The following is a 23,902-nucleotide window of genomic DNA, read 5'->3' on the forward strand; positions in this document are numbered from 1 at the left end:
CACATGCGGAAACGCCGTCCTCCGGGGCGGCGTTTCCGCATCTCGGGGGTTACGGCTTGTCGGCGACCTTGATCTTGCCCTCGATGATCTGGGCCTTGTAGCCCTCGAGGATGCCCTGCAGCTTCGCGTCGATCTTGCCGCCCGAGGTGGCGTACCCGACGCCGTTCACCTTGAGGTCGAAGACCTTCGGCAGTGACGCGAGGTCGTTCTTCGCGGCCGCCCGGTAGAAGTCGAACACCGCGACGTCGACCCGCTTGAGGCTCGACGCGACGATGACGTCCCTGGTGTTCACGAGCGCCGGCTGGTTGTACTGGTCGGCGTCGCACCCGATCGCCAGCACGCCCGCCTGCTTCACCGCGGCGAAGACGCCGATGCCGGACGCGCCGGCGGCGGGGTAGACGACGTCCGCACCCTTGTCGATCAGGCCCTTCGCCGCCTCCTGACCCTTCGACGGATCCTGGAAGCCCGTGAAGTCACCGGCCGGGGTGATGTACTTCTTCTCGACCTCGATCTTCGGCGCCGCGGTCTTCGCGCCCTGGACGAAGCCGGCCTCGAACTTCTGGATCAACGGGATGTCGACCCCACCGACGAACCCGACGTGGCAGTTCTTGCTCTGGTACGCGGCGACCACACCGGCCAGGAACGACCCCTCCTGCTCGGCGAAGACCAGCGGCGTCACGTTGGCCGCGCCCTCGACGGCCGAGTCGACCAGGCCGAACTTGACGTTCGGGAACTCCGGCGCCACGACCTTCAACGACTCGGTGTAGGCGAACCCGACACCGACGATCGGGTTGAAGCCCTCGGACGCGAGCTGGCGCAGGCGGCCCTGCTTGACCGACTCGTCCTCGTTCGGGGCGGCGGAGAGCTCGCGGGTGTTCTCCTTCTTCACCCCCATCTCCTTGATCGCCTGGTCGAACCCGGCGGCGGCGAGGTCGTTGAACGACGCGTCACCACGGCCACCGATGTCGTAGGCCAGACCGATCTTCAACGCACTGCCGTCGACCTTCTCGCCGTTGACGGCACTGGTGCTCGAGGTGGCGGGCACGCTGGGCGGCGACGCGAACTCGCACCCGGCACCGGCGGCGCTGGTCGACCCGGTGGTGCCACCACCGGAATCCTTCGCACAGGCACTCACCACCATGAGGCTGCTCAGCGCGATCGCGGCTACAGCGGTGCCACGCATATGACGGCGCACGGCTCGTCTCCTCCCTGGTCTTCCCCCTAGGCGACGGACGGTACCTCTCGCCGTGATCGATTCGGACGAGCGTTTCACCTGCTGGGAACCACGCGCTGGCCATTTCCGTACGACGTACGGTATTGTTTCCGTATGGCCTACGGAAATGAGGTGGGCGGATGGCCGCCGAACGCAGCGGCGGGGGAGACCCGGCCAGGACGCTCGCGTTGCTCTGGCGCAAGCCGCAGGAACCCAAGGCGGTCGGCAGGAAGCCGAAGGTGAGCGTCGACCAGATCGTCGTCGCGGCGATCGCGGTGGCCGACCGCGAAGGACTCGGCGCCATGTCGATGGCTCGCGTCGCACAGGAGCTGGGCGTCGGCACGATGTCGCTCTACACGCACGTGCCCGGCAAGGCCGAGCTGATCGACCTGATGGCCGACATCGTGCTGCAGGAACGCGAACTGGTGCCCGAGGGCGCGTGGCGCGCGCGCATCAAGCACTACGCGGACCGCACGCGGGCGGTGTACCAGGCGCATCCGTGGATGCGGGACGTGTCGATGGTGCGGCCGCCGCTCGGACCCGGCCTGATGGACGGCCAGGAGTTCGTGCTGGCCGCGCTGGCCGACTCCGGACTGGAGCCGAGGCACGTCACGGTCGCGCACATCGCGGTCGAGGGATTCGTGCACGGCGCGGCCGCGTCCGAAGTGGACGATCAACAGCTGGAGGCGGCGACCGGCGAGTCCGGCGACTCGTGGTGGCACGCGCGGCAGCTGTTCTGGGACGACTACTTCGACGTGGAGCGGTATCCCACGATGACGAACCTGTGGAACGCGGGCGCCTACGACACCGAGGGCACGCTCGCGGAACGGGAACGCGGGTCGTGGGACTACGGGCTGGACAAGTTGCTGGACGGAATCGAAGGGGGCTTGAGATGACGATCCTGGTGACCGGTGCGACGGGCAACGTCGGCCGGCTGGTGGTGCGAGGACTCACGGGCGAGGTGCGGGCGATGACCCGCACGCCGTCGAAGGCGGACTTCCCGGCGCACGTCGAGGTCGTTCAGGGCGACCTCGACGATCCGGAGAGCATCCCGTTCGACGGCGTGGAGAAGCTGTACCTGTTCGTGCACCCGCCGACCGCGCAGGAGGTCGTGGAACGGGCGGTGAAAGCCGGCGTGCGCAGGATCGTGACGCTGTCCTCGGGCGCGGTGACCCACGGCTACGACCACACCCACCACCTGCCGGTCGAGCAGGCCGTCGAGGCGTCCGGGGCCGAGTGGACGCACGTGCGGCCCGGCGAGTTCGCCGCGAACAAGATCGACCTGTGGGGACCGTCGATCCGCGCGGACGGCACGATCGTGCACCCCCACCCGGACGAGTTCGGCCAGCCGATCCACGAGGCCGACATCGCGGACGTGGCGATCAAGGTGCTGCTGGAGGACGGGCACGCCGGCCGGGCCTACACGCTGACCGGGCCGCCGCAGCTCACCCAGCGCGAGATGGCCGCGGCCATCGGTGAGGTGATCGGCCGCGACCTGCGGTTCGTCGACGTCACCGTGGCCGAGGCGCTCGCGTACTACGTGAGCCTCGGCTGGCCGGAGGAGATCGCCCGCTACATCCTCGGGATCGGCGGCTACGAGGGTGGCGACGCGGACGACTTCGCCGACTACGAGTTCGCGGTCTCGCCTGACTACGAGGCCGTCACCGGCAAGCCGTATCGGACGTTCGCGCGGTGGGCCCGCGATCACGTCGCCGACTTCACCGCACGATGACCGGGTGCGGTTCAGGCACGCCTGCCTCGAGCACCGCGAGATCGCGCACCGCGTAACGGTGGTGCTCGGCTTCTTCCTTCAGCACCACCTTGAGGCAGCGGCGCACGACGTACTCCTGGTCGGGATACGGGTCCGCCGGCTTGCGACCGCACACCCGGTCGAGCTCGGCCGCGGTGAGCCCGTCGACGACACGCCGCATCGCGGTCATGCGGGCGAGCCGCGGCGCGAGCACCTCGTCGAGCGTCGGGGTGGCGTCGAGGGTGAGGCCTAGCTTCGCCGCCTCGTCGGGCGGCATCCCGCCGGCGGGGAAGCCCAACGGGTGGTAGGGCGCTTCCTCCTCCAGCACCGCGTTGCCCAGCCAGGCATCGCAGGCGAACAGCAGATGCCGTTGTGTCTCGACCAAGGACCACTCGCCGTCGACCTGCTCGTGCAGTTTCGCGTCGGGCAACAGCCTCGCCCGGTCGAGCGTCGCGCCCCACAGAGTCTCGATGGCGTCCCAAGCAGCCCGGTAGTCTTCGGGAGACTCCGCCTCCCGCGCCAGCGCCCGCACGGGGTGCCGGCGGTCGAGCTCAGCCTCGACGTAGGCGGTCACGTCGACGTCGTTGACGACGAGGCGCTTGAAGTCGCCACCGAGGTAGACGTCGCTGCCGTAACTGTCGACGATCTTCAGACCGGTCACCTCGCAATCGCGGATCTCGAGGCCGGCGAGGTCGCACAGGTGGATACGAGCACCGCGGAACTGATCGCTCTGGGCGTATTCCGAAACCATCGAAGCAGTCTTGCTCACCCTGACCGGGCCTGCACCCACTTCACCGCACAATGACCGGGTGAAGCTGATCGCGACCGACCTCGACGGCACGCTCCTGCGCAACGACAGGACGGTGTCGCGCCGCACCCTCGACGCGCTGCGCGCAGCCACCGAGGCCGGCGCCGAGGTCGTGCTCATGACGGCCCGGCCACCGCGGTTCGTCGACGCGCTCGGTCTCGTCGGCACCGCGGTGTGCAGCAACGGCGCGATCGTCTACGACATCGGGGCACGTGAGGTCGTCGAGATCCGACCGCTGGCGGTGGCCGCCGCCCGGAAGGTGGCGGCCTCGCTGCGGGCGGCGGTGCCGTCGGTCGGGTTCGGCGTGGAGACCGGCCGGAACCTGCGGTACGAGCCCTCCTACGTGCTGCGCATGCCCGAGGACGCCGCCGGTGAGCTGCCGGTCGAGTCGATGGACGCGCTGTGGGAGGTGCCGTTCGTCAAGCTGCTGGCGTACTCGGCGGAGCACACCGCGGACTTCATGGTGGCCGCGGCGGAGGCGGTCGCCGCGGGCGAGGCCGAGTTCACGCACTCCGGTGGCCACGGCCTGCTGGAGGTCAGCGCGCTGGGCGTGAGCAAGGCCGGGACGCTCGCGAAGCTGTGCGCCGGGCGGGGCATCACGGCTCACGACGTCGTGGCGTTCGGTGACATGCCCAACGACCTGACGATCCTGCAGTGGGCCGGGCTCGGCTACGCCATGGGCAACGCGCACGAGGCGGTGCTCGCCGCCGCGGACCGCCGGACGCTGACGAACGAGCAGGACGGCGTCGCCGTCGCACTCGAAGATCTCCTCGCGTCGATTTAGGCGGTACCTCGTTCGACGTCTCTGCAAGGGGACGTGAAGGAGGCCGCGGTGCGGTTCATGGTGTTCTTGCGAAGTCCGAAGGCGTTGGCGGCACAGCACAGCGACGTGCTGCTGCGCGGAGGCGTCCTGCTCGACGCGGGCGATCTGTGCGTGAACGTCTGCGGCGTCTCCGGGTACTGGCTGATCGACGTGCGCAACCACGAGGAAGCCGTCGAACGGGTGCGGCGCATTCCCCTCTCGGCGTGCGTCGTGGAAATACGTCAGGTGGCTGTGGTCTGATGCCCCCATGGGGGCAACCACCTCGGTGCATCGCACCATCGACGCGGTCTGGCGGATGGAGTCGGCGAAGGTCATCGCCGCGCTCGCCCGGTACGTGCGCGACGTCGGCCTCGCCGAGGAGATGGCCCAGGACGCGCTGGTCGCCGCCCTGGAACAGTGGCCGGCCGAAGGCGTGCCGAAGAACCCCGGCGCCTGGCTGATGACCACCGCCAAGCGCCGCGCCATCGACCAGATCCGCCGCCGCGAGAACTTCAACCGCAAGGTCGAGGAGATCGGCCGCGACGTCCAGGAGACGACGCCGGACGCGAGCGAGGGCATCGACGACGAGATCGGCGACGACCTGCTGAGCCTCATCTTCACCGCCTGCCACCCGGTGCTCGGCACCGAGGCCCGCGTCGCGCTGACGTTGAAGATGCTCGGCGGTCTCAAGACCGAGGAGATCGCGCGCGCGTTCCTGGTCAGCGACTCGACCGTGGCCCAGCGCATCGTGCGCGCCAAGAAGGCCCTGGCCGACGCGGGCGTGCCGTTCGAGGTCCCCGAAGGCCCCGAGCTCGCCCCACGGCTGGCGTCGGTGCTCGAAGTGCTCTACCTGATCTTCAACGAGGGCTACTCCGCCACCCAGGGCGACCACTGGATGCGCCCCGAACTGTGCGTGGAGGCGTTGCGGCTCGGCCGGGTGCTGGCCGAGCTCGCGCCCAAGGAGGCCGAGGTCCACGGCCTGGTGGCGTTGATGGAGATCCAGGCCTCCCGCTCCAAGGCCCGCACCGGCCCCGGCGGCGAACCGGTGCTGTTGCTGGAACAGGACCGCGGCAAGTGGGACTGGCTGCTCATCGGCCGCGGCCTGGCGGCCCTCGAACGCGCCGAGGCGTTGAACCAGCCGCCCGGCCCCTACTACGTGCAGGCCGCGCTGGCCGCCTGCCACGGCCGGGCCCGCCGGCCCGAGGACACCGACTGGCAGCGCATCGCCACGCTCTACCAGGTGCTGGCGCAGATCTCGCCGTCCCCGATCGTCGAGCTGAACCGCGCGGTCGCGCTGTCGATGGCCTACGGACCGGCCGCCGGCCTCGCCCTGGTCGACGAGATCGCCGGCGCGAAGGCGTTGCAGGGCTACCACCTGCTGCCGAGCGTGCGCGGCGACTTCCTGGCCAAGCTCGGCCGCACCGAGGAGGCGAAGGCCGAGTTCGAGAAGGCCGCCTCGCTCACCCGCAACGAACGTGAGAAGGCACTGCTGCTGGAGCGCGCCTCCAATTGCTAGGTGAGCGCGAGCTTCACGCCCAGTGCGGCGAACGAGGCCGCGAAGAACCGGCGCAGCCACACCATCACGCGCGGCCGGGCCAGCACGCGGTCGCGCATCGACGCCGCGAACACGCCGTAGACCGCGAACACCAGGAACGTCAGCGCCATGAACACCGCGCTGAGCTGGACCATCGGCCCGAAACCGGTCGCGAACTGCGGCAGGAACGCCACGAAGAAGATCGTCAGCTTCGGGTTGAGCAGGTTGATCAGCACCGCCGACACCACGATCCTGCGCGCCGACGCCGGAGCGGCCTCGGCGTCGACCACCAGCTCGCTCTTGTCCCGCAACGTGATCCACGCCAGGTACACCAGGTACGCGACACCCAGGTACTTCACGATCTCGAACGCCAGCGCGCTGGCGTGCAGCAACGCCGCGAGCCCGGTGACGGTGGCCAGCACGTGCGGCACGATCCCCAGCGTGCAGCCGAACGCGGCGATCACGCTCGCCTTCCGCCCGTGTGCCAGCCCCGCGGACAACGTGTAGAGCACACCGGTGCCGGGTGTCGCGACCGCGATCAACGTCGTGACCAGGAATGCAAGGCTCATACCCCTCACCCTGCCACCGAAGCGGTCCACCCAACAGAGCCACAACTCGCCCTCGAAGTTGGTCCACCTTTGACGTCGAGAATCCGCCGGTGGCACCGTCCCTGGAGCATGAGCATCAAGCGCATGGACCACCTCGGCATCACCGTCACCGACCTCGCGGCCGCCATCGCGTTCTTCGAGGAGCTCGGCATGGAGCTCGAAGGCAAGATGCACATGGAGGGCGACCTCGTCGACCGGGTGATCGGAATCGAGGGTTCCCGCAGCGAGATCGCGATGATGCGCACCCCGGACGGCCAGTACAAGATCGAGTTCAGTCAGTTCGAGGCTCCGCAGAGCATCGACGGCAGCTCACACGCTCTGGTGCACGCCCTGGGCCTGCGGCACGTCGCGTTCATCGTGGACGACCTCGACGACACCCTCGCCCGCCTCGCGCCGCACGGCGCCGAGATCGTCGGCCACCTCGAGCAGTACGAGGACATCTTCCGGCTCTGCTACGTCCGCGGTCCCGAGGGCATCCTCGTCGAGCTGGCCGAAGAGCTCAGGTGAGCGCCTTCGCGTAGGCCGTCGGAGACACGCCCACGGTCTGCGTGAAGTCCCGCACGAGATGGGCCTGGTCGCTGTAGCCGAGATCAGCGGCCAGCCGCGCCCACTCCACCTCCGATTCGGCGCGTTCCAACGCCTCGTGGATGCGGTACCGCAGGATGACCCACTTCGGGCTCACCCCGACGTAGTCCGCGAACAGCCGTTGCATCGTCCGCACCGCGACACCCTCGGACCGCGCGAAGTCCGAGACCCTGCGGATCTCCCTGTCGTCGCGGATGCGCTGCACCAGTTCCATCGCCGACGTGGCCTGCGGATCGGGCGTCGGTCCCCACGACTGCAGGAACGTGTCGAGCGCGGCGACCCGTTCGTCCTCGTCCTCCACGTCCAGCACGAGAGCGGCCGGCACGTCGGTGAGCCGCACGTGCCGCCCGGTCCAGCGCGACACCGGCTCCGCGCGGAACGGCCGGAACCCGCCCGGCCGGAACTGCACCCCCGCGACGCGCACGGTCCCGTCCAGCACGCGGCTGAACAACCCGAGCCCCACCCCGGCGATCTCCGGGTGCGCGTACCCGTGTTCGAAGACGACGTTCACGGACGGATGCGGCACGACGTGTGAGGTGTACGGCGCGTCGAGCGAGCCGTCGATCAGCCAGTAGTGCTCCAGATAGGGCTGCAACTCGGGTGCGGGCAGGCGGCGGCGGAACCGCACGCGGGCGAACAGCTCGCGTGCGTCGACGATCCCCCGAGTGTCGCGGCGTGGCCCATGCACACCGCAGATCCTAGGTTGGCGCGTTTCTTCAAGAACGCCGAATCGGGTGGCGCATAGCGTCGGCGTCATGAAGCTCAGCGTCCTGCTCGACCGCGCCCGCGACCACGCGTTGCCCGTCATCGAGAACATCGCCGACGACGACCTGACGAGGCCCACCCCGTGCTCGGACTACGACGTCCGCGCCCTGCTCGACCACCTGCTGCACGTCGTCGTGGAGTTCCAGAAGCTCGCGGCCAAGCAGGACGCCGACTTCAGCCACACACCGTCCTATCCGGACTGGCGCGCCCAGTACCCCGGCGAGACCGCGAAGCTCGTCGAGGCGTGGGCACAGCCCGGCGCGGACGAGGGCATCGCCGGCAGCATGAAGATGCCCGCGACCGTCGTCGGCGGGCTGGTGCTGCTCGACCTGACCGTCCACGCCTGGGACCTCGCGCAGGCGACGGGGCAGAGCTTCGAGCCCGACCCCGAGGTGTTCACCGAGGTCTCGAACCTCGTGACCCAGATGGGTCCCATGGCCATCGAGATGAACGTGTTCAAGGAACCCGTCGAGGCACCGCAGGACGCGTCGGCGTTCGAGGAGCTCCTGGCGGCCACGGGACGTGACCCGCGCCGAAGTGCTTGACTGGGCGGCATGCTGACGATCGGGATGCTCGGCGGGATGAGCTGGGAGAGCAGCGCGGAGTACTACCGGCTCGCGAACACCATCGTGCGGGAACGCCTGGGCGGCCTGCACTCCGCGAAGATCGTGCTGCACTCCGTGGACTTCGCCGAGATCGAACGCATGCAGGTCGAGGGCAGGTGGGACGACGCCGGCAAAGCGCTGGCGGACGCCGCCGCACAGGTGCAGGCAGGCGGCGCGGACTTCCTGCTGATCTGCACCAACACCATGCACAAGGTGTTCGACCAGGTCCAGGCCGCCCTCGACATCCCGATCATCCACCTCGGCGACACCACCGCGATCGCCATCAGGGCCGCCGGCCTGACCACCGTCGGCCTGCTCGGCACCGGGTTCACCATGGACCAGCCGTTCTACCGCGAACGCCTGGAGTCGCACGGGTTGAAGGTGCTGCTGCCGTCCACTGAGGACAGAGCGACCGTGCACCGGATCATCTACGACGAGCTGTGCCTCGGGATCGTCCGCGACGAGTCGCGCCGCGCCTACCAGGACGTGATCGCCCGGTTCGACGGCGCCGAGGGGATCATCCTGGGCTGCACCGAGATCGAGCTCCTGATCGGCCAGGCCGACGTGCCGCTGCCGGTGTTCCCGACGACCCGGCTGCACGTCGAGGCTGCCGTTGAGCGGGCCATTCTGTGAACCGTTGATGTGATCGGCCGTACAACGCGGCCACCCTGGGAAGTGTCCTAGTCACCGAGGGCTACCTCCACGTGAACCAGGGGAGTTCGCATTGAAACGATCGCATCTCGCCGCAGGGCTGACGGCTGTCGTGGTTGCCGCCACGGCAGCCGTTCCTGTTTCAGCGGCACCGCAGGAACAACAAGGGGTCCGTGCCGACGGGCTGACCACGAAGGTCACGCTCATCACCGGTGACGAGGTCACCGTCGCCGACGGCAAGGTCCACGCCAGAGGGGCAGCGGGCCGAGAATCCGTCGGGTTCCGCACGTTCAAGGACACGCGCGGTGACCTGCACGTCGTCCCGCTCGACGTCCAGGCCGGACTCAACTCCGGTGAGCTCGACGAGCGGCTGTTCGACGTCTCGCTGCTCGCCAGATCCGGCTACGACGACGCGTCGAGCAAGTCCATTCCGCTGATCGTGCAGGGGCAGGGGATCAGCGCAGCGGGCGCCGAGGCGTTGCCGAGCATCAACGCCCGTGCCATCACGGTCGACAAGAACAGCGGTTTCTGGTCCGGTGCTCGGGCGGCGGGCACCGGCAAGATCTGGCTGGACGGCAAGGTGACCGCGTCACTGGACCGCAGCGCCGCGCAGGTCGGCGCGCCCCAGGCGTGGGAGAAGGGCTTCACCGGCAAGGACGTCACCGTCGCCATCCTCGACACCGGCGTCGACGAGACGCACCCGGACCTCGCGGGAGCGGTGCTCGAGTCGAAGAACTTCAGCGACAGCGACACCACCGACGACCGCGTCGGCCACGGCACGCACGTCGCGTCGACCGTCACCGGTGACGGCAAGTACAAGGGCATCGCGCCCGACTCGAAGATCATCAACGGCAAGGTGCTCGGCGACTTCGGCGGCGGCCGGGAGAGCGACATCATCGCCGGCATGGAGTGGGCCGCGGCCAAGGCCAAGGTCATCAACATGAGCCTGGGCAGCTCGTGGCCCGACGACGGCACCGACCCGATGTCGTTGGCGCTCAACCGGATCACCAAGCAGACCGGTGCCCTGTTCGTCGTCGCGGCCGGCAACTCCGGTGGCCCGATCGGCTCGCCGGGATCGGCCGACGCGGCCCTCACCGTCGGCGCCGTGAACCGGGACGACACGCTCGCCGAGTTCTCCTCGCGCGGCCCGCGCTGGTCGAACAACGCGGTCAAGCCCGACATCACCGCGCCGGGCGTCGGCATCGTGGCGGCCAAGGCCAAGAACGGCCAGATCGGCACGCCCGTCGGTGACGCGCACGTCTCGCTGTCCGGCACGTCGATGGCGACGCCGCACGTCGCGGGAGCCGCGGCGATCCTCGCGGCCAAGAACCCGGCGTGGAAGGCGGAGGACATCAAGGCCGCGCTGATGAACAGCGCCAAGCCCAACCCGTCGCTGAGCATCTACGAGCAGGGCGCGGGACGACTCGACGTGGGCCGCGCCGCCTCGGCCGCGGTCAGCACGAACCACGGCAGTTTCTCGCTGGGCACCGCGTTGTGGCCGCACGACGACGACAAGGCCATCACGCAGAAGCTGACCTACCGCAACACCGGCACCGAGCCGGTCACGCTCGACCTGAGCGTCACGGACGTGAAGCCCGCGGCGACCGGCCTGTTCTCCGTGTCACCGGCCAAGCTGACCATCCCGGCCGGCGGCACCGCAGATGCCACCGTCACCGCGGACACCCGCGCGTCGGTGCCGGACGCCACCTACGGGGCGGCGGTCGTCGCGTCCGACGGCACCCGCGTGCCGGTCGGTGTGGTGAAGGAGGTCGAGAGCTACGACGTGAAGCTCACGTTCCTCGACCACGACGGCAAGCCGTCGCCGAACTACTTCTACCGGTTCGTCGACGTCAACCAGCCCGTGGCGCACTTCCGCTTCGACCCGTCGGGCACGCTCGTCCAGCGCCTGCCGAAGGGCACGTTCTTCCTGGACGGCCACGTCCAGACGCCCGACCCCGACCCGAAGAAGCGCTGGCGGACGGCGATCCTCACCGAGCCGGCCTACGTCGTCAGCGGTACGTCCGAGCTGGTGTTCGACGCACGGCAGGCCATCCAGCCGGCGATCGCCGTCGAGCAGAAGGACGCCGCACCGGCGAGCTCGGAGCTGGTCTTCGACATGCAGACCAACTGGGGTCCGAGCGGCGGCAGCTGGAGCATGCGCGACTTCGAGGGCCTCTTCGTCCGTCCGTCGAAGACCTCGTGGCCGAAGTTCGAGTTCTCGGCGTCCAGCGTGCTGGCCAAGCCGGACGGCAACGGCGCGTTCCACCTGAGCCCGTACCAGTACCACGTGCGGATCAGCGAGAAGGACCGCGTGCCGGAGAACCTCCAGCGCTCGGTCAAGGACCGCGAGCTGGCCCGCGTCGACTCGGTGACGCACGCCCGCGTGCCGGGCTCGATCGGCCAGCGCGACAACGGTGCCTCCGGCCCGCTGCCGTTGCGGCTCAAGGAGTTCTACACGCCGAACGTGGGGTGGTCCGGTTTCCTGACCGAGTTCACGAAGCTCGGTGAGTACCCGAGCCTCGGCTACCAGGCGTCCGGCACGACGCGGTCGTTCAAACTCGGCAGGACCACCGAGGAACACTGGAACAGCGCCGCGTTCGGCCCAGCACTGCCGCACAACCCGAACTACGTGCGGTTCGCCGGCCGCGTGGGCAACCTGCTGCGGCTGGACGTGCCGATGTTCAGCGCGACCGGTGCCATCGGCAACACCGCGAGCACCGGCAAGACCGTCGTGACCATGGACGGCAAGGTGCTCTTCGAGAACGCCTACGCGGGTTCGGCGCGCGTGCCGGACGTGCCGGCGGAGAAGCGCCGCTACCAGGCGCACGTCGAGGCGACCCGTGACACGACGTCGTCGAAGATCATCGCCGACTGGTCGTTCACGTCGGAGTTCGTCGCGGGTGAGGAGTACAAGTCGGTTCCGCTGCTCGCGGTGCGGTTCGACCCGAAGCTCGACGACCAGAACCGGGCCGGCCGCGTCGTGACCGTGCCGATCACGGTGCAGCGCAACGGAACGGGCAACGTCACCGACATCAAGGACCCGGCGGTGCACGTGTCCTACGACGAAGGCACGACGTGGAAGCCGCTGCCGCTGCGCAAGACCAGGGCGGGCTGGCAGGTCACGCTGGTCCACCCGTACGGCGCCAAGAACGTGTCGTTCAAGGCGCGGGCGGCGGACGCGGGTGGTGAGGTCCAGCAGACCATCATCCGCGCGTACGACCTGAAATGACGGTTCTGTGAAACGTTGAAGGGCTCAAACTAGAACGCTGTTCTCGTTTTGCGCGGTATAGCTACTCGTGGCTATTGGCCCCACGAACTGAGGGGATCGCGTTGAAACGATCACATGTCGCCGCAGGACTGACGGCTGTCGTGGTTGCCGCCACGGCAGCCGTTCCTGCTTTTGCGGCACCGGAACCATCGGCACGTGCCGATGGGCTGACCACCAAGGTCACGCTCATCACCGGTGACGAGGTCACCGTCGTCAACGGCAGGGTCCACGCCAGAGGCGGGAAGGGACGAGAGGACATCGGGTTCCGCTCGTTCAACGACCTCAGGGGTGACCTGCACGTCGTCCCGTTCGACGTCCAGGGAAGCCTGAACTCGGGTCTGCTGGACGAGCGGCTGTTCGACGTCTCGCTGCTCGCCAGATCGGGCTACGACGACGCGTCCACGAAGACCATTCCGCTGATCGTGCAGGGGCAGCCGGCCAGCGTTCAGCACGCGGAATCGTTGCCGAGCATCAACGCTCATGCCCTCACGATCGGCAAGGACAGCGGGTTCTTCTCCGGTGCTCGGGCGGCGGGCACCGGAAAGATCTGGCTGGACGGCAAGGTCACCGCGACGTTGGACCGCAGTGCCGCACAGGTCGGCGCACCCCAGGCGTGGGAGAAGGGCTTCACCGGGTCCGGCGTGACGGTCGCGGTCCTGGACACCGGTGTCGACGAGACGCACCCGGACCTCGCGGGCGCGGTCGTGGAGTCCAAGAACTTCAGCTCCAGCGACACGACCGACGACCGGCTCGGCCACGGCACGCACGTGGCGGCGACGGTCACCGGTGGTGGCAAGTACCAGGGCATCGCCCCCGACTCCAAGATCATCAACGGCAAGGTGATGGCGGACAACGGCACCGGCACCGAGAGCGACATCATCGCCGGCATGGAGTGGGCCGCGGCCAAGGCCCAGGTCATCAACATGAGCCTGGGCAGCTCGTTGCCGGACGACGGCAGCGACCCGATGTCGCTGGCGGTCAACGCCCTCACCGAGCAGACCGGCGCCCTGTTCGTGGTGGCGGCCGGCAACTCCGGTACCACGATCGGCTCACCCGCGTCCGCGGACGCGGCCCTCACCGTCGGCGCCGTGGACCGAGCCGACGCGCTGGCTCCGTTCTCCTCGCGCGGTCCGCGTCTGGGCGACAGTGCGGTCAAGCCCGACATCACCGCGCCGGGCGTCGGGATCGTGGCGGCGAAGGCGAAGAACGGCCGGATCGGCACGCCCGTGGGTGACGGGCACGTCTCGTTGTCGGGCACGTCGATGGCCACGCCGCACGTCGCTGGAGCGGCGGCGATCCTCGCCTCGAAGAACCCGCGGTGGAAGGCCGGGGACATCAAGGCGGCGTTGATGAACAGCGCCAAGCCCAACCCGTCGTTGACCGTCTACGAGCAGGGCGCCGGACGCCTCGACGTCGGCCGCGCGGTGGCCGCGGGCGTGTCCACGACCCGCGGCAGCCTCTCGTTCGGTACGGCGCTGTGGCCGCACAACGACGACAAGCCGATCACGAAGAAGCTGACCTACCGCAACAACGGTTCGTCTGACGTGACGATCGACCTCAGCGTCACGGACGTGAAGCCGGCAGGGGCGGATCTGTTCAGCGTGTCGCCGGCCAGGCTGACGGTTCCGGCCGGGGGCACCGCCGACGCCGGCATCACCGCCGACACCCGCGCGCCGGTGCCGGACGCGACCTACGGCGCGATGATCACCGCCTCGGACGGCACCCGTGCGGCGATCGGTGTGGTCAAGGAGATCGAGAGCTACGACGTCAAGTTCACGTTCCTCAACCACCACGGCGAGCCGACGTCCGAATACGCCCACCGGCTCGTCGACGTCGTCAAGCCCGTGTTGTACAGCGGGGCCGACCCGTCGGGCACATTCGTCCAGCGTCTGCCGAAGGGCACGTACCACCTGGACGGCCTGATCTACACGCCGGACCCGGGCAGGGTCACCCAGGTGACCGAGCCCAGCATCGTCGTCACCGGTCCGTCCGAACTCGTCCTCGACGCGCGGGACGGCACCCAGCCGTCGATGAAGGTCGAACGCCCGGATGCCGAGTCCGTGAGCTCCGAGCTGGAAATGGAGAGGACGACCGACTGGGGCTTGATGTCTGTCTACTACTACCGGCGAGGCGACTTCGAGGGCCTGTTGGTCCGCCCGTCGAAGACCTCGTCGCCGACGCTGACGTACGAGCTGTCGAGCGTGCAGGCCAAGCCCGACGGCAACGGCCGTTTCCACCTGAGCCCGTACCAGTACCACGTCCGGATCACGGGGAAGGGGCGCGCGCCCGCCAACGTCCAGCAGTCGGTGCGCGATTCCGAACTCGCTCAGGTCGACTCCGTGACGCACGCCCGCGTACCGGGCACGATCGCCCAGCTCGACTTCGGTGCTTCGGGTCCGCTGCCGTTGCGGCTCAAGGAGTTCTACACGCCCGGCGTGCCGTGGGACGGCTACCTGAGGGAGGTCGAGAAGCTCGGCGAGGGGCCAGAACTCGGCTACTACAGCACCACCGTGCCGCGCAGGTTCAAACGCGGCCACACCACCGAGCACTGGAACAGTGCCGTCTACGGCCCGTCCCTGCCAACGGATCCGGCGCAGGCGATGAACGCCGTACGTCTGGGCAACGAGCTGTGGATGGGCATTGGGATGTTCAGCCCGATCGGTGCCGTCGGCAGCAGCGAGCACACGGGCAGGACCGTCCTGAGCCTCGACGGCAAGGTGATCTTCGACGACGCCCAGGCGGGTCACACGGGCTTCCTGGACGTGCCAGCGGAGAAGCGCCGTTATCAGCTGCACATCGAGGGCAATCGCGACTCGGTCGGTTCGCAGATCACCGCCGACTGGTCGTTCACGTCCGAGCACGTCGCGGGCGAGGTGCACAAGTCGGTGCCGCTGCTGGCGGTGCGGCTCGAACCGAAGCTGGACGAGTACAACCGGGCCGGTCGGGTGCTGACCGTGCCGATCACGGTGCAGCGCAACGGAGGCGGCAACGTCACCGACATCAAGGACCCCGCGGTGCAGGTGTCCTACGACGAAGGCAAGACGTGGAAGCCGACGTCGGCCCGCGAGACCAGGACCGGCTGGCAGGTCACGCTGTTCCACCCGCACGGAGCCAAGAACGTGTCATTCAAGGCGAAGGCGGCGGACGCGGGCGGGGAGGTCCAGCAGACCATCATCCGCGCGTACGACCTGAAGTGACGGCGTGAGGGGCCGGGCCCGCCCGGCCCCTCACCGCTACTTCTTGTACGGTGCCAAGGTTTCCGGGTCCTCGGTGGGTGCGCCCATGATCGGGTGCACCTCGATCGGCGCGTTGAGGATCTTCCCGCCGGGACCGGGGCACGCCGAGGCCCTGCGGGCGATCTCCACCACCCGCTCGTGGCTGTCGACGTCCACCACCCAGTAGCCGGCGATGACCTCCTTGGATTCCGCGAACGGCCCGTCGACCACGATCGGCTTGCCGTCGTCACCGCCGCGCACCACGAATGCCCGCGCCGGGCCGCTCAGTCCCTCGGCCTGCAGCAGCTCACCATTGGCCTCGAGCTCGGCGTTCAGCGCACTCATGTGGTCGACCATGCGGTGCATGTCCTCGTCCGACCACGCGGCGACGCCCTCCCAGGCCTCCTGGTCGCCGCCGAAGGTCACCAGCATGTACTTCATTTCCACTCCCCACCGGTCGCGCGGGCCTTGATCTCCTGCACGGCCCAGCTGTTGCCGTCCGGGTCGTCGAAGAAGATGAACGACCCTCCGTCCGCCTCGTTCATCCGCACGATCTCGCCGACCTCGACGCCGCGCTCGATCAGCTGCGCGCGGGCCTTCTCGAGGTCCGACACCACCAGCTGGACACCCTTCAACGTGCCGGGCTCACCCTTCACGATGCCCTTGCCCAGGACGATCGAGCACCCGGAACCGGGCGGGGTGAGCTGCAGGACGCGGGTGTCCTCGTTGAACGTCGTGTCGTGGTCGACCTTGAAGCCGAGCTGCTCGGAGTAGAAGAGCTTCGCCCGGTCCAGGTCCGACACCGGCACCACGATGACTTCCAGGGTCCAGTCCATCTTGTGTTCCTCTCCACGGCTGCCTTGTCTACGGACCCGTCGAAGGCCTCAGGAACTTTTCGACACGGGGTCTCTGCCCACATACCCGAGCAGCCGGTCCTGCAGCGGGGCGTCCTCGGCCACCGGGATCTCCCGGCCGTAGACCTCGATGCCGGGACCGAACGCGCCGGGCGTGCGGAAGCGTTCCATCAGTTCAGGCGGTACGGACGTTGCCGCTGCCCAGAGACGGTCGAGGTCGGCCTGCGAGATCGTCTCGTCCTGGCCGGTGGCGCGGGCGAGGTCCCAGCCGTGCAGCACGATGTCGTCGCTCACCACCTGGTCGATGTGGTCCTCCAGCGTCATCGCGCCACCCGGTGTGGCTACCTCGGCCTTGGCCCGGTCGGACGCGAGCGCCTCCTGGACCTGGCGTCGTGCTTCACGGAAGTCCGTGAGCGGGTCATCGGTGCGTGGGATCTGATGGCCGAGCATCACGCCGTGCATGTCGATGACGTGGTCCACCACTCCTCGCGCGGTCCACTTGGCGCACGGCGACGGGTTGTCCCACTGGTCGCTCCGCACGTTCGCGACCTTCGCCTCGAACGCGTCGGCCCTTGCTCGGTATCTCTCGGCAATCATGGCTTCACTCCTCGACGGCGCCGCCGATCTTGCGCAGATGCTCGCGGAAGGTGAGCCCGCTCGCCAGGTACTCGCTGAACCGGAGCTGGTCGCGCAACGACTCACCCTGCCTGACGCGCTCGGCCTGCGCTCGTTCGACATCGCGGATGCCCGCCGCCTTGGCGAGCAGAGCCTCGGCTTCCGCGGCGGGCACGAACAGCACGCCGTCGTCGTCGCCGAACACCACGTCGTCAGTGGTGAGGGTCCACTGGCCGACCTCGGCCGTCGAGAGAGCTTCCGGCGCACGGTCGCGCAGGCTCAACGGGCCGGTCGGGTTGGCGCCGAGGCTGAACACCGGCAGGCCGATCGTGCGGATGTCGTGAGTGTCGCGGTGCAGGCCCCAGACCACGACGCCGGCCAGGCCAGCGGCTTTGGCCTCCAGCACGATCAGGTCGCCGACGCAGGCCTCGTCGGTGCGGCCGTCGTTGTCGACGACGAGCACGTCACCGGGCTCGCTGCGGTCGATGGCCTCCAGGAAGATGTCGACGCTGCCCGCGTGCCGGGCGGGCAGGACGCGGCCCGCGGTCTTCGTGCCGGGGACGACCGGCGCGAGGGTGGCCGTGCGGACCGGGATGTTCGCCCGGATGCAGGCGTCGGCCAGGTGTGCGGTGGTGAGATCCAGTTCGGTCAGATCCATGCCGACAGTCTTACGCCGACACGCGCTCCTCGGCGGATTCGGTCCGCAGAACGCCCGCCGCGAACGCCGTCGCCACGCAGAACACCACCGGCAGCAGGAACGCGATGTTGAGCGGCATGATGTGCGTCATCCAGCCGATCACCGCAGGTCCCGCCAGCACGCCGAGGTAGCCGAGCCCCGCGACCCGCGAGACGTTGGCCGCCGCGGCACCGGGTTCCGCGTGCCCGGCAGCGCTGAACAGCTGCGGCACCGTGCCGGACAGTCCGGCGCCCGCGATCGCCCAGCCCACCAGCGCGAGCCAGATCCACGGCGAGAGCGCCGCGGTCAGGATGCCGGCCGCACCGATCGCCGAACCCCAGCGCAACACCGCCATCGGCCCGGCCTTCGCCGTGATCCGGTCCGCCAGCAGCCGTCCGGCCGTCATCGTCGTGGCGAACGCGCCATACCCCAGCGCCGCGATCTCAGGTGACGCGTCGAGGATGTCCTGCAGGTGCAGCACGCTCCAGTCGTTCGCCGCGCCCTCGCTCAGCATCACCATGCCCGCGAGCGCCGCCATCACCCAGATCCGCCGCGGCACCTTGCGCTTGCCGGTCTGCTGCACGGCGTGGTGCTCTTCCTTCTCGTTGAGCAGCGCCCGCGCCGTGACGAGGCTGACCACGATGCCGAGCGCTCCCGCCACGGCGAGTGTGATGGCGGGGGAGAGCTCCCAGCTCAACGTCCGTGCGCCAGTCAACGCCGCCGCGACACCACCGAGCGACCACGTCGCGTGGAACGCCGACATCACCGGACGCTTGTAGTGCCGTTCCACCACCACGGCGTGCGCGTTCATGCTGACGTCGATCAGTCCGTTGCCAATGCCGAAGAGGAGTAGCGCGCCGCCGAGCGTCCACTGGTTCGTGGCGAGGCCAGGAAGCACCGCCGTGACGCTGCACAGCACTCCCGCGAGCGGGACCACCAGCTTCACGCCCACGCGATCGGTGATCCTGCCGCCGATCCGCATGCCGATGAACGCGCCCAGCCCGAGCAGCAGGAGCAGCCGGCCGAGCTCGGCGTGGCTGATGCCGGTGCGCTGCTCGACCGTCGGGATGTGCACGAGCCACAGCCCGAGCAGGAACCCGTTGAGCGCGAAGTACGTGAAGGTGGCCACCCGCGCGGCCCTGAGAGCGTTCACACGCTGCACGCTAACGAACAACTTCCGTGTTTGAAAGCTTGAGTAACGAACACAACTGTTGTTCAATCACGGCCGTGACCCGACTGAGGCAGATCACCGAGGCCGTCCGCGACGCCGGCTCCCTGGGCGTGGCGGAACTGGCGTCGCTCACCGGCGCGTCCGAGATGACCATCCGCCGCGACCTGGAGACCCTGGCAGCCCAGGGCGTCCTGGAACGCTTCCGCGGCGGCGCCCGCAGCCTGCTGCTGCGCGGCTCCGAACCCCCGTTCGCCCTGCGCACCGACGAGAACCTCACCGCCAAGCGCCGCATCGCCACCGCAGTCGCCAGCCTGCTCGCGGACGGCGAATCGGTCGTCCTGGACAGCGGCACCACCTGCCTGGAGATCGCCCGCCTGCTGCACGACCGCCGCATGACCGTGATGCCGCTGTCCCTGCACTCGGTGAACGCCCTGTCGTCGAGCCCGTCGCTGACCCTGCTGGTACCCGGCGGCCGCCCACGCGCCGGCGAACTGGCGTTGACCGGCCCGCTGACCCTGGCGTCGATCACCGCACTGCGCTTCGACACCGCGGTGATCGGGTGCTGCGGCCTGTCGGCCGAACACGGCATGACGGCGTTCGACCTGGAGGACGCCTCCGTGAAACGCGCCGCCATCGCGTCGGCCCGGCGGGTCATCGCCGCCGTCGACGCCTCGAAACTCACCCGCACCGCCCTGGCGTTCGTCGCGCCGGTGTCCTCTTTGGACGCCGTGGTGACCGACGCGGAGGACACCGCGGACCTGGAGGAGGCCGGCGTGACGGTGGTGACCGCATGATCGTGCTGTTCGACATGTTCGGCGTGATCGCCCGCGATCAGTCCCCCTCGGTCATGGCCTCCATGAGCGACTCGCCCGAGTTCTGGGACGCGTACTGGGCTCACCGGCCCGCCTACGACCGTGGCGAGGTGACCGCGGCCGAGTACTGGAACCGCGTCGGATCCGCACCGATGGTCGAGGCCGACGTCGCGAGTTGGAGCCGGATCGACTACCGGATGGTGGCCCTGCTGGGATCGTTGCGCGCGGCCGGCCGCCGGATCGCCCTGCTGTCGAACATCCCCGAAGACCACGCTCTGCACTTCGAGCGGACCCACGAGTGGCTGTCGTGGTTCGAGGTGCGTGGGTTCTCGTGCCGGATCGGGGCAGCGAAACCGGAGCGTGCGGCGTTCGAGTGGTGCAGGGACAGGCTCGACGACGACATCCTGTTCGTGGACGACAAGGTGGAGAATGTCCAGGCGGCGCAACGGGTCGGCATGCGCGGGCACCACTTCACCGGGATCACCGGACTGAAGGAGGTGCTGGCGGCTACGGTGCCGCGGTGACCGAGGAACGTGGCGGGGACTGGGAACTGTTCGACCGCATCAACGCGGAGAACGCCCGCAAGACCGCGATCAAACTGGCCGCCGCCAAGGCCGAAGCCGCCGAGACCGGCAAGGAGCCCTTCGACGTCGAGAAGGTGCTGGCGATCTACGTGCCGTACGACCAGTACCGGTACCCCGCGCCGATCGACGAGCTCGGCAGCCAACTCGAGTACTCGTACTACCTGACCTGCCCGGAGATCATGACGATCGCCGAGTTCGCGGACTACCTGTACCGCGCGGACCTGGGCTGATGGGCCGCAAGAACATCACGGCGGCGTTCTACGCACCCGGCGACCACCCCGACCTGCTCGACGCGCTGGGAGTAGCGGGGGACCGGTGGGGACCGTTCCAACAGGTCGAAACGAGCGTGATCCGGCTCGACGAACACACCTGCGCGACGATCCGATTCCGCCTCTACGACTTCTTCGACCTGCGGGCGTCGAGCGAGGAACCGGACGGCCTGGCTGACGATCCCGCCCTGCCGTTCGCGTACTTCTTCCGCGACGCGGCCGCGAAAGCCGGCTGCGAGGTGGCGTTCCTGGCGACCCGGCTGCACCAGTCCGATCCGGACTGGCTGGAGGGGCAGTACTGGATGGTGCTCGGCCGCGACCTCCACTCGCTCGCCGCGGCGGCGTTCGGGCTGCTGCACCTCGACGACGGCATGGTGCTCGACTGGGACAAGCCGCGGCTCAACGAGCGGAACATCCTGCCCGGCGGCCCCGGCCTGACCTTCTTCGGCGGCACGGGTTGGTCACGCTGGGGCTGACAGTTCAGCCAACGCTGTACAGTTCGATGCGTGCTGACCTGTGAGACGCGGGAGACCGCGCTGGCCCGCCTGGGCCGGGCGCTGGCCGACCCGACCCGCTGCCGCATCCTCGTCGCGTTGCTCGACGGCCCCGGCTATCCCGCGCAGCTCGCCGAGAAACTGGGCCTGACCAGGTCGAACGTCTCCAACCACCTGGCCTGCCTGCGCGGCTGCGGTCTCGTCGCCGCCACCTACCAAGGGCGGCAGGTCCGCTACGAACTCGCCGACAAGCGGCTGACCAACGCCCTCACCGAGCTCGCCGACGTCGTGCTGGCCGTCGACCCGCAGCCGGAGTGCGTCGATGAGTGACACCTGCTGCCGGCCGACGGCGCGCCAGGCGACGCTCACCCGGCGCGTGCGGCTGCTGGTCGCCGCCACCATCACCTACAACGTCGTCGAGGCGGTCATCGCGCTCACCGCGGGCAAGATCGCCTCGTCCACCGCGCTGATCGGCTTCGGCCTCGACTCCGTGATCGAGGTGGCGTCGGCGACCGCGGTCGCCTGGCAGTTCTCCGAGCACGACCCGAAGGCGCGCGAACGCACCGCGCTCAAGGTGATCGCGGTGTCGTTCTTCGCGCTCGCGGCCTACGTGACGTTCGAGTCGGCCGGTGCGCTGCTCAGCGGCGAGCGTGCCGAGCACTCCACCGTCGGCATCGTGCTCGCCGCGGTCTCGCTGCTCGTCATGCCCGGCCTGTCCTACGCGCAGCGCCGAGCCGGCCGCGAGCTCGGTTCCGCGAGCGCCGTGGCCGACTCGAAGCAGACCCTGCTGTGCACCTACCTGTCCGCGGTGCTCCTGGTCGGGCTCGGCGTCAACAGCCTGTTCGGCTGGTGGTGGGCCGATCCGCTGGCCGCACTGGTGATCGCCGCGGTCGCCGTCAAGGAGGGCCGGGACGCCTGGCGCGGCGATCACTGCTGTTAGACCAGGGTCGACCAGTAGAACCAGAACGCTTGCAGCACACCGGCCGCGATCAGCAGGTACCACAGGATCAGCACGACGCTGTGGTACTGGAAATCCGGCTTGATGTTGCGCAGCGTCGTGTACCAGAAGATCGGGATCATCACCGCCCACACGGCCATGCAGTACGGGCACAACGCCCCGATCTCGTACAGCGACTGGAACATCAGCCAGTGCACGAACAGCACGCCGAACGTCACGCCCACCTGCAGCCCGATCCAGCACCACCGCGGCAGCTCGACGCCGGCCAGCAGCAGCACCCCGAGTGTCGTCACCACGGCGAACCCGGCGATGCCCAGCAAGGGGTTCGGGAACCCGAACACCTCGGCCTGCGCCGTCTTCATGATCGAGCCGCAGCTCAGCACCGGGTTGATGCTGCACGTGGGCACGTAGAACGGGTTCTTGAGCAGCGCGATCTTCTCGACCGTGAGCACGAACGAGGCGAGCAGGCCGACGACCCCGCCGGCCGCGAGCACCCACGCGACCAGCCGATTCACGAAAGCTCCTGGTCGATCGCGGCCTTGAGCTTGTCGTAGCTGGGCGCGCCGGTGAACTTCTCGCCGTTGATGAAGAACGACGGCGTGCCCTGCACCCCGAGCTTGCTGCCCTCCGCACGCTCGTTGAGCACCCGCTCACGCAGTGCCGCGTCGTCCAAACCGGACTCGAACTTGGCCGTGTCGAGCCCGAGCTGCTGCGCGAAGCCGACGAACACGGCGCGCTGGGACGTCTGCTGCCCACCCCACTCCTGCTGCGACTCGAACATCACCTTGAACATCTCGTCCCGCTTGCCCTGCGCCCCCGCCGCCTCGACGGCGACCGCGGCCAGTTCGGCGTTGCGGTGGCTGGGAATGGGGAAGTGCTTGACGGTGAACGTGACCCGGTCGCCGTACTCGGACTTGAGCTTCTCGACGCCGGGGTAGGCGGCGCGGCACGACGGGCACTCCATGTCGAGGTACTCGACGACGGTCACCTTGCCGTCGGCGGACTTCGGTGCGGCGGTCGTGTTGTTGTTGCGGTTGAACAGGATGAAGCCGGTGACCACGATCGCTACGACGGCGACGATGATCAGGGACAGCCTGGCGTTCTTGGACATGACGAAGTACCTCTCGCGCTGGTGAAGGACCGAACCGAAGAACGGGTTCGGTCTAGGCGCGCAGCACGCAGAGTTGCGCCAGCCGCACTTCCAGCCGGCGTGAAGGGGGAGACAGCACCGAGGACAGGCGCACCCACAGCGCCCGGAACGAGCCGGGCCGCCGCAGCAGGGCGAACCCGATGAGCACCGCGAGCGCCACCACGAGACAGGCGCCCGCGACGAGGATGCCCTCGACCAGCCCGGAGTCATCGGCCTGATCGGAGTGCGCGACCACGTGCGTGGCCGACGTCGGGCACTGCGCGGTCCAGGCGAACTCCGTCTCACACGGGGTGCCCTGCATCATCGCGACCCCGGCCACCAGCGCGAGCACGGCGAAAACCCGCGCGAGATACGCGCGGGTTCGCGAGCTGCGGGTGCCGGGCACGAGATCCAGAGTAGCGATCCGTTCGCCGCCCTAGTTGTACCTGGCCAACACGTTGGTGACGGTGTGTCGGCTTGATCATGGGTGAGGCCTCCGGGTGCGGTGGTGATTGCGAAGTCAGTCACCACAGCCG

28 protein-coding genes are annotated in these 23,902 nt (G+C 68.9%); 16 read left to right on the forward strand and 12 right to left on the reverse strand.

Annotated features, from left to right (window positions below):
• Positions 1-49: 49 nt before the first annotated feature.
• The gene (locus ACIA8G_RS06675) at positions 50-1,183 is read right to left on the reverse strand and encodes a BMP family protein (RefSeq protein WP_396417330.1); all 1,134 of its coding nucleotides are present in this window, start codon (positions 1,181-1,183) and stop codon (positions 50-52) included.
• 170 nt (positions 1,184-1,353) lie between these two features.
• On the opposite strand from ACIA8G_RS06675, the gene ACIA8G_RS06680 reads away from it, so the two are divergent.
• Positions 1,354-2,109: a TetR/AcrR family transcriptional regulator gene (locus ACIA8G_RS06680; protein ID WP_396417254.1), complete on the forward strand. Its 756-nt coding sequence runs from the start codon at positions 1,354-1,356 to the stop codon at positions 2,107-2,109.
• Positions 2,106-2,945 (forward strand): NAD(P)H-binding protein, encoded by an 840-nt coding sequence (locus ACIA8G_RS06685; RefSeq protein WP_396417255.1) that lies wholly within the window; start codon positions 2,106-2,108, stop codon positions 2,943-2,945. The genes ACIA8G_RS06680 and ACIA8G_RS06685 overlap by 4 nt, the downstream gene beginning before the upstream one ends.
• Here ACIA8G_RS06685 and ACIA8G_RS06690 read toward each other — a convergent pair.
• Positions 2,932-3,714, reverse strand: coding sequence for a DinB family protein (locus tag ACIA8G_RS06690; protein ID WP_396417256.1), 783 nt, complete (start codon positions 3,712-3,714; stop codon positions 2,932-2,934). The two genes, ACIA8G_RS06685 and ACIA8G_RS06690, sit on opposite strands and share 14 nt — an antisense overlap.
• Positions 3,715-3,772: 58 nt before the next feature.
• Between ACIA8G_RS06690 and ACIA8G_RS06695 the strand changes: the two genes are divergently transcribed.
• The 3 genes from ACIA8G_RS06695 to ACIA8G_RS06705 are packed head-to-tail and all read left to right on the forward strand — an operon-like array spanning position 3,773 to position 6,089.
• Positions 3,773-4,555: an HAD family hydrolase gene (locus ACIA8G_RS06695; protein WP_396417257.1), complete on the forward strand. Its 783-nt coding sequence runs from the start codon at positions 3,773-3,775 to the stop codon at positions 4,553-4,555.
• Positions 4,556-4,588: 33 nt separating this feature from the next.
• Complete coding sequence (locus tag ACIA8G_RS06700; RefSeq protein WP_396417258.1) at positions 4,589-4,834, forward strand: hypothetical protein; 246 nt, start codon at positions 4,589-4,591, stop codon at positions 4,832-4,834.
• 7 nt (positions 4,835-4,841) lie between these two features.
• Positions 4,842-6,089: an RNA polymerase sigma factor gene (locus tag ACIA8G_RS06705; RefSeq protein ID WP_396417259.1), complete on the forward strand. Its 1,248-nt coding sequence runs from the start codon at positions 4,842-4,844 to the stop codon at positions 6,087-6,089.
• Here ACIA8G_RS06705 and ACIA8G_RS06710 read toward each other — a convergent pair.
• Positions 6,086-6,676: a LysE family translocator gene (locus ACIA8G_RS06710; protein ID WP_396417260.1), complete on the reverse strand. Its 591-nt coding sequence runs from the start codon at positions 6,674-6,676 to the stop codon at positions 6,086-6,088. The genes ACIA8G_RS06705 and ACIA8G_RS06710 overlap by 4 nt on opposite strands.
• Positions 6,677-6,784: 108 nt before the next feature.
• On the opposite strand from ACIA8G_RS06710, the gene ACIA8G_RS06715 reads away from it, so the two are divergent.
• Positions 6,785-7,222, forward strand: coding sequence for a VOC family protein (locus tag ACIA8G_RS06715; protein ID WP_396417261.1), 438 nt, complete (start codon positions 6,785-6,787; stop codon positions 7,220-7,222).
• Here the strand turns inward: ACIA8G_RS06715 and ACIA8G_RS06720 are convergent.
• Positions 7,215-7,988, reverse strand: a complete 774-nt coding sequence (locus ACIA8G_RS06720; protein WP_396417262.1) for a DUF6597 domain-containing transcriptional factor — start codon at positions 7,986-7,988, stop codon at positions 7,215-7,217. The two genes, ACIA8G_RS06715 and ACIA8G_RS06720, sit on opposite strands and share 8 nt — an antisense overlap.
• Positions 7,989-8,055: 67 nt before the next feature.
• Between ACIA8G_RS06720 and ACIA8G_RS06725 the strand changes: the two genes are divergently transcribed.
• From ACIA8G_RS06725 to ACIA8G_RS06740, 4 genes are all read left to right on the forward strand, one after another.
• Positions 8,056-8,610 carry a TIGR03086 family metal-binding protein gene (locus ACIA8G_RS06725; protein ID WP_396417263.1) on the forward strand — a complete coding sequence of 185 codons (555 nt, stop codon included), beginning with the start codon at positions 8,056-8,058 and terminating at the stop codon, positions 8,608-8,610.
• Between the two features lie 9 nt (positions 8,611-8,619).
• Positions 8,620-9,303, forward strand: a complete 684-nt coding sequence (locus ACIA8G_RS06730) for an aspartate/glutamate racemase family protein (RefSeq protein WP_396417264.1) — start codon at positions 8,620-8,622, stop codon at positions 9,301-9,303.
• Between the two features lie 91 nt (positions 9,304-9,394).
• Positions 9,395-12,550, forward strand: a complete 3,156-nt coding sequence (locus ACIA8G_RS06735; RefSeq protein ID WP_396417265.1) for a S8 family serine peptidase — start codon at positions 9,395-9,397, stop codon at positions 12,548-12,550.
• A gap of 101 nt (positions 12,551-12,651) precedes the next feature.
• Positions 12,652-15,786 carry a S8 family peptidase gene (locus ACIA8G_RS06740; protein ID WP_396417266.1) on the forward strand — a complete coding sequence of 1,045 codons (3,135 nt, stop codon included), beginning with the start codon at positions 12,652-12,654 and terminating at the stop codon, positions 15,784-15,786.
• Between the two features lie 36 nt (positions 15,787-15,822).
• Here the strand turns inward: ACIA8G_RS06740 and ACIA8G_RS06745 are convergent, their stop codons facing one another.
• Genes ACIA8G_RS06745 through ACIA8G_RS06765 form a run of 5 tightly spaced genes read right to left on the reverse strand, consistent with a single transcriptional unit; the run spans position 15,823 to position 19,102 of the window.
• Positions 15,823-16,245 (reverse strand): YciI family protein, encoded by a 423-nt coding sequence (locus ACIA8G_RS06745; protein WP_396417267.1) that lies wholly within the window; start codon positions 16,243-16,245, stop codon positions 15,823-15,825.
• Entirely contained in the window at positions 16,242-16,640 is a 399-nt protein-coding gene (locus ACIA8G_RS06750) for a VOC family protein (protein ID WP_396417268.1), read from the reverse strand. Before ACIA8G_RS06750 ends, ACIA8G_RS06745 begins: the two co-directional genes overlap by 4 nt.
• Before the next feature lie 48 nt (positions 16,641-16,688).
• Positions 16,689-17,255 (reverse strand): TIGR03086 family metal-binding protein, encoded by a 567-nt coding sequence (locus tag ACIA8G_RS06755; protein ID WP_396417269.1) that lies wholly within the window; start codon positions 17,253-17,255, stop codon positions 16,689-16,691.
• Between the two features lie 4 nt (positions 17,256-17,259).
• Positions 17,260-17,931: an RraA family protein gene (locus ACIA8G_RS06760; protein ID WP_396417270.1), complete on the reverse strand. Its 672-nt coding sequence runs from the start codon at positions 17,929-17,931 to the stop codon at positions 17,260-17,262.
• Between the two features lie 10 nt (positions 17,932-17,941).
• Positions 17,942-19,102: an MFS transporter gene (locus tag ACIA8G_RS06765; RefSeq protein ID WP_396417271.1), complete on the reverse strand. Its 1,161-nt coding sequence runs from the start codon at positions 19,100-19,102 to the stop codon at positions 17,942-17,944.
• Positions 19,103-19,176: 74 nt separating this feature from the next.
• On the opposite strand from ACIA8G_RS06765, the gene ACIA8G_RS06770 reads away from it, so the two are divergent.
• Genes ACIA8G_RS06770 through ACIA8G_RS06795 form a run of 6 tightly spaced genes read left to right on the forward strand, consistent with a single transcriptional unit; the run spans position 19,177 to position 22,219 of the window.
• On the forward strand, positions 19,177-19,914 hold the full coding sequence (locus tag ACIA8G_RS06770; protein WP_396417272.1) for a DeoR/GlpR family DNA-binding transcription regulator: 738 nt from the start codon (positions 19,177-19,179) through the stop codon (positions 19,912-19,914).
• Positions 19,911-20,456 carry an HAD-IA family hydrolase gene (locus ACIA8G_RS06775; protein WP_396417273.1) on the forward strand — a complete coding sequence of 182 codons (546 nt, stop codon included), beginning with the start codon at positions 19,911-19,913 and terminating at the stop codon, positions 20,454-20,456. The genes ACIA8G_RS06770 and ACIA8G_RS06775 overlap by 4 nt, the downstream gene beginning before the upstream one ends.
• Positions 20,453-20,746 (forward strand): hypothetical protein, encoded by a 294-nt coding sequence (locus ACIA8G_RS06780; protein WP_396417274.1) that lies wholly within the window; start codon positions 20,453-20,455, stop codon positions 20,744-20,746. The genes ACIA8G_RS06775 and ACIA8G_RS06780 overlap by 4 nt, the downstream gene beginning before the upstream one ends.
• Entirely contained in the window at positions 20,746-21,261 is a 516-nt protein-coding gene (locus ACIA8G_RS06785) for a hypothetical protein (RefSeq protein WP_396417275.1), read from the forward strand. The genes ACIA8G_RS06780 and ACIA8G_RS06785 overlap by 1 nt, the downstream gene beginning before the upstream one ends.
• Positions 21,262-21,291: 30 nt before the next feature.
• Complete coding sequence (locus ACIA8G_RS06790) at positions 21,292-21,609, forward strand: ArsR/SmtB family transcription factor (RefSeq protein ID WP_396417276.1); 318 nt, start codon at positions 21,292-21,294, stop codon at positions 21,607-21,609.
• On the forward strand, positions 21,602-22,219 hold the full coding sequence (locus tag ACIA8G_RS06795) for a cation transporter (RefSeq protein ID WP_396417277.1): 618 nt from the start codon (positions 21,602-21,604) through the stop codon (positions 22,217-22,219). Before ACIA8G_RS06790 ends, ACIA8G_RS06795 begins: the two co-directional genes overlap by 8 nt.
• On the opposite strand, the gene ACIA8G_RS06800 is transcribed toward ACIA8G_RS06795, so the two are convergent.
• From ACIA8G_RS06800 to ACIA8G_RS06810, 3 genes are read right to left on the reverse strand one after another with little or no spacing between them, the layout of a single operon-like run.
• A complete protein-coding gene (locus ACIA8G_RS06800; RefSeq protein ID WP_396417278.1) occupies positions 22,216-22,752 on the reverse strand; it encodes a vitamin K epoxide reductase family protein in 537 nt (178 codons plus the stop codon). The two genes, ACIA8G_RS06795 and ACIA8G_RS06800, sit on opposite strands and share 4 nt — an antisense overlap.
• A complete protein-coding gene (locus ACIA8G_RS06805; RefSeq protein ID WP_396417279.1) occupies positions 22,749-23,348 on the reverse strand; it encodes a DsbA family protein in 600 nt (199 codons plus the stop codon). The genes ACIA8G_RS06800 and ACIA8G_RS06805 overlap by 4 nt, the downstream gene beginning before the upstream one ends.
• A 52-nt stretch (positions 23,349-23,400) precedes the next feature.
• Complete coding sequence (locus ACIA8G_RS06810) at positions 23,401-23,772, reverse strand: hypothetical protein (protein WP_396417280.1); 372 nt, start codon at positions 23,770-23,772, stop codon at positions 23,401-23,403.
• Positions 23,773-23,902: the final 130 nt, after the last annotated feature.

The sequence above is a fragment of the Lentzea sp. NPDC051213 genome (assembly GCF_044455585.1).
Classification (GTDB): Bacteria; Actinomycetota; Actinomycetes; order Mycobacteriales; family Pseudonocardiaceae; genus Lentzea.

Bases quoted from the DNA above. Each gene is read 5' to 3' on its own strand.
- ACIA8G_RS06675 (WP_396417330.1), bottom strand. From the start codon at position 1,183: ATGCGTGGCACCGCTGTAGCCGCGATCGCGCTGAGCAGCCTCATGGTG.
- ACIA8G_RS06680 (WP_396417254.1), top strand. From the start codon at position 1,354: ATGGCCGCCGAACGCAGCGGCGGGGGAGACCCGGCCAGGACGCTCGCG.
- ACIA8G_RS06685 (WP_396417255.1), top strand. From the start codon at position 2,106: ATGACGATCCTGGTGACCGGTGCGACGGGCAACGTCGGCCGGCTGGTG.
- ACIA8G_RS06690 (WP_396417256.1), bottom strand. From the start codon at position 3,714: ATGGTTTCGGAATACGCCCAGAGCGATCAGTTCCGCGGTGCTCGTATC.
- ACIA8G_RS06705 (WP_396417259.1), top strand. From the start codon at position 4,842: ATGGGGGCAACCACCTCGGTGCATCGCACCATCGACGCGGTCTGGCGG.
- ACIA8G_RS06710 (WP_396417260.1), bottom strand. From the start codon at position 6,676: ATGAGCCTTGCATTCCTGGTCACGACGTTGATCGCGGTCGCGACACCC.
- ACIA8G_RS06715 (WP_396417261.1), top strand. From the start codon at position 6,785: ATGAGCATCAAGCGCATGGACCACCTCGGCATCACCGTCACCGACCTC.
- ACIA8G_RS06725 (WP_396417263.1), top strand. From the start codon at position 8,056: ATGAAGCTCAGCGTCCTGCTCGACCGCGCCCGCGACCACGCGTTGCCC.
- ACIA8G_RS06730 (WP_396417264.1), top strand. From the start codon at position 8,620: ATGCTGACGATCGGGATGCTCGGCGGGATGAGCTGGGAGAGCAGCGCG.
- ACIA8G_RS06745 (WP_396417267.1), bottom strand. From the start codon at position 16,245: ATGAAGTACATGCTGGTGACCTTCGGCGGCGACCAGGAGGCCTGGGAG.
- ACIA8G_RS06750 (WP_396417268.1), bottom strand. From the start codon at position 16,640: ATGGACTGGACCCTGGAAGTCATCGTGGTGCCGGTGTCGGACCTGGAC.
- ACIA8G_RS06755 (WP_396417269.1), bottom strand. From the start codon at position 17,255: ATGATTGCCGAGAGATACCGAGCAAGGGCCGACGCGTTCGAGGCGAAG.
- ACIA8G_RS06760 (WP_396417270.1), bottom strand. From the start codon at position 17,931: ATGGATCTGACCGAACTGGATCTCACCACCGCACACCTGGCCGACGCC.
- ACIA8G_RS06775 (WP_396417273.1), top strand. From the start codon at position 19,911: ATGATCGTGCTGTTCGACATGTTCGGCGTGATCGCCCGCGATCAGTCC.
- ACIA8G_RS06785 (WP_396417275.1), top strand. From the start codon at position 20,746: ATGGGCCGCAAGAACATCACGGCGGCGTTCTACGCACCCGGCGACCAC.
- ACIA8G_RS06795 (WP_396417277.1), top strand. From the start codon at position 21,602: ATGAGTGACACCTGCTGCCGGCCGACGGCGCGCCAGGCGACGCTCACC.
- ACIA8G_RS06805 (WP_396417279.1), bottom strand. From the start codon at position 23,348: ATGTCCAAGAACGCCAGGCTGTCCCTGATCATCGTCGCCGTCGTAGCG.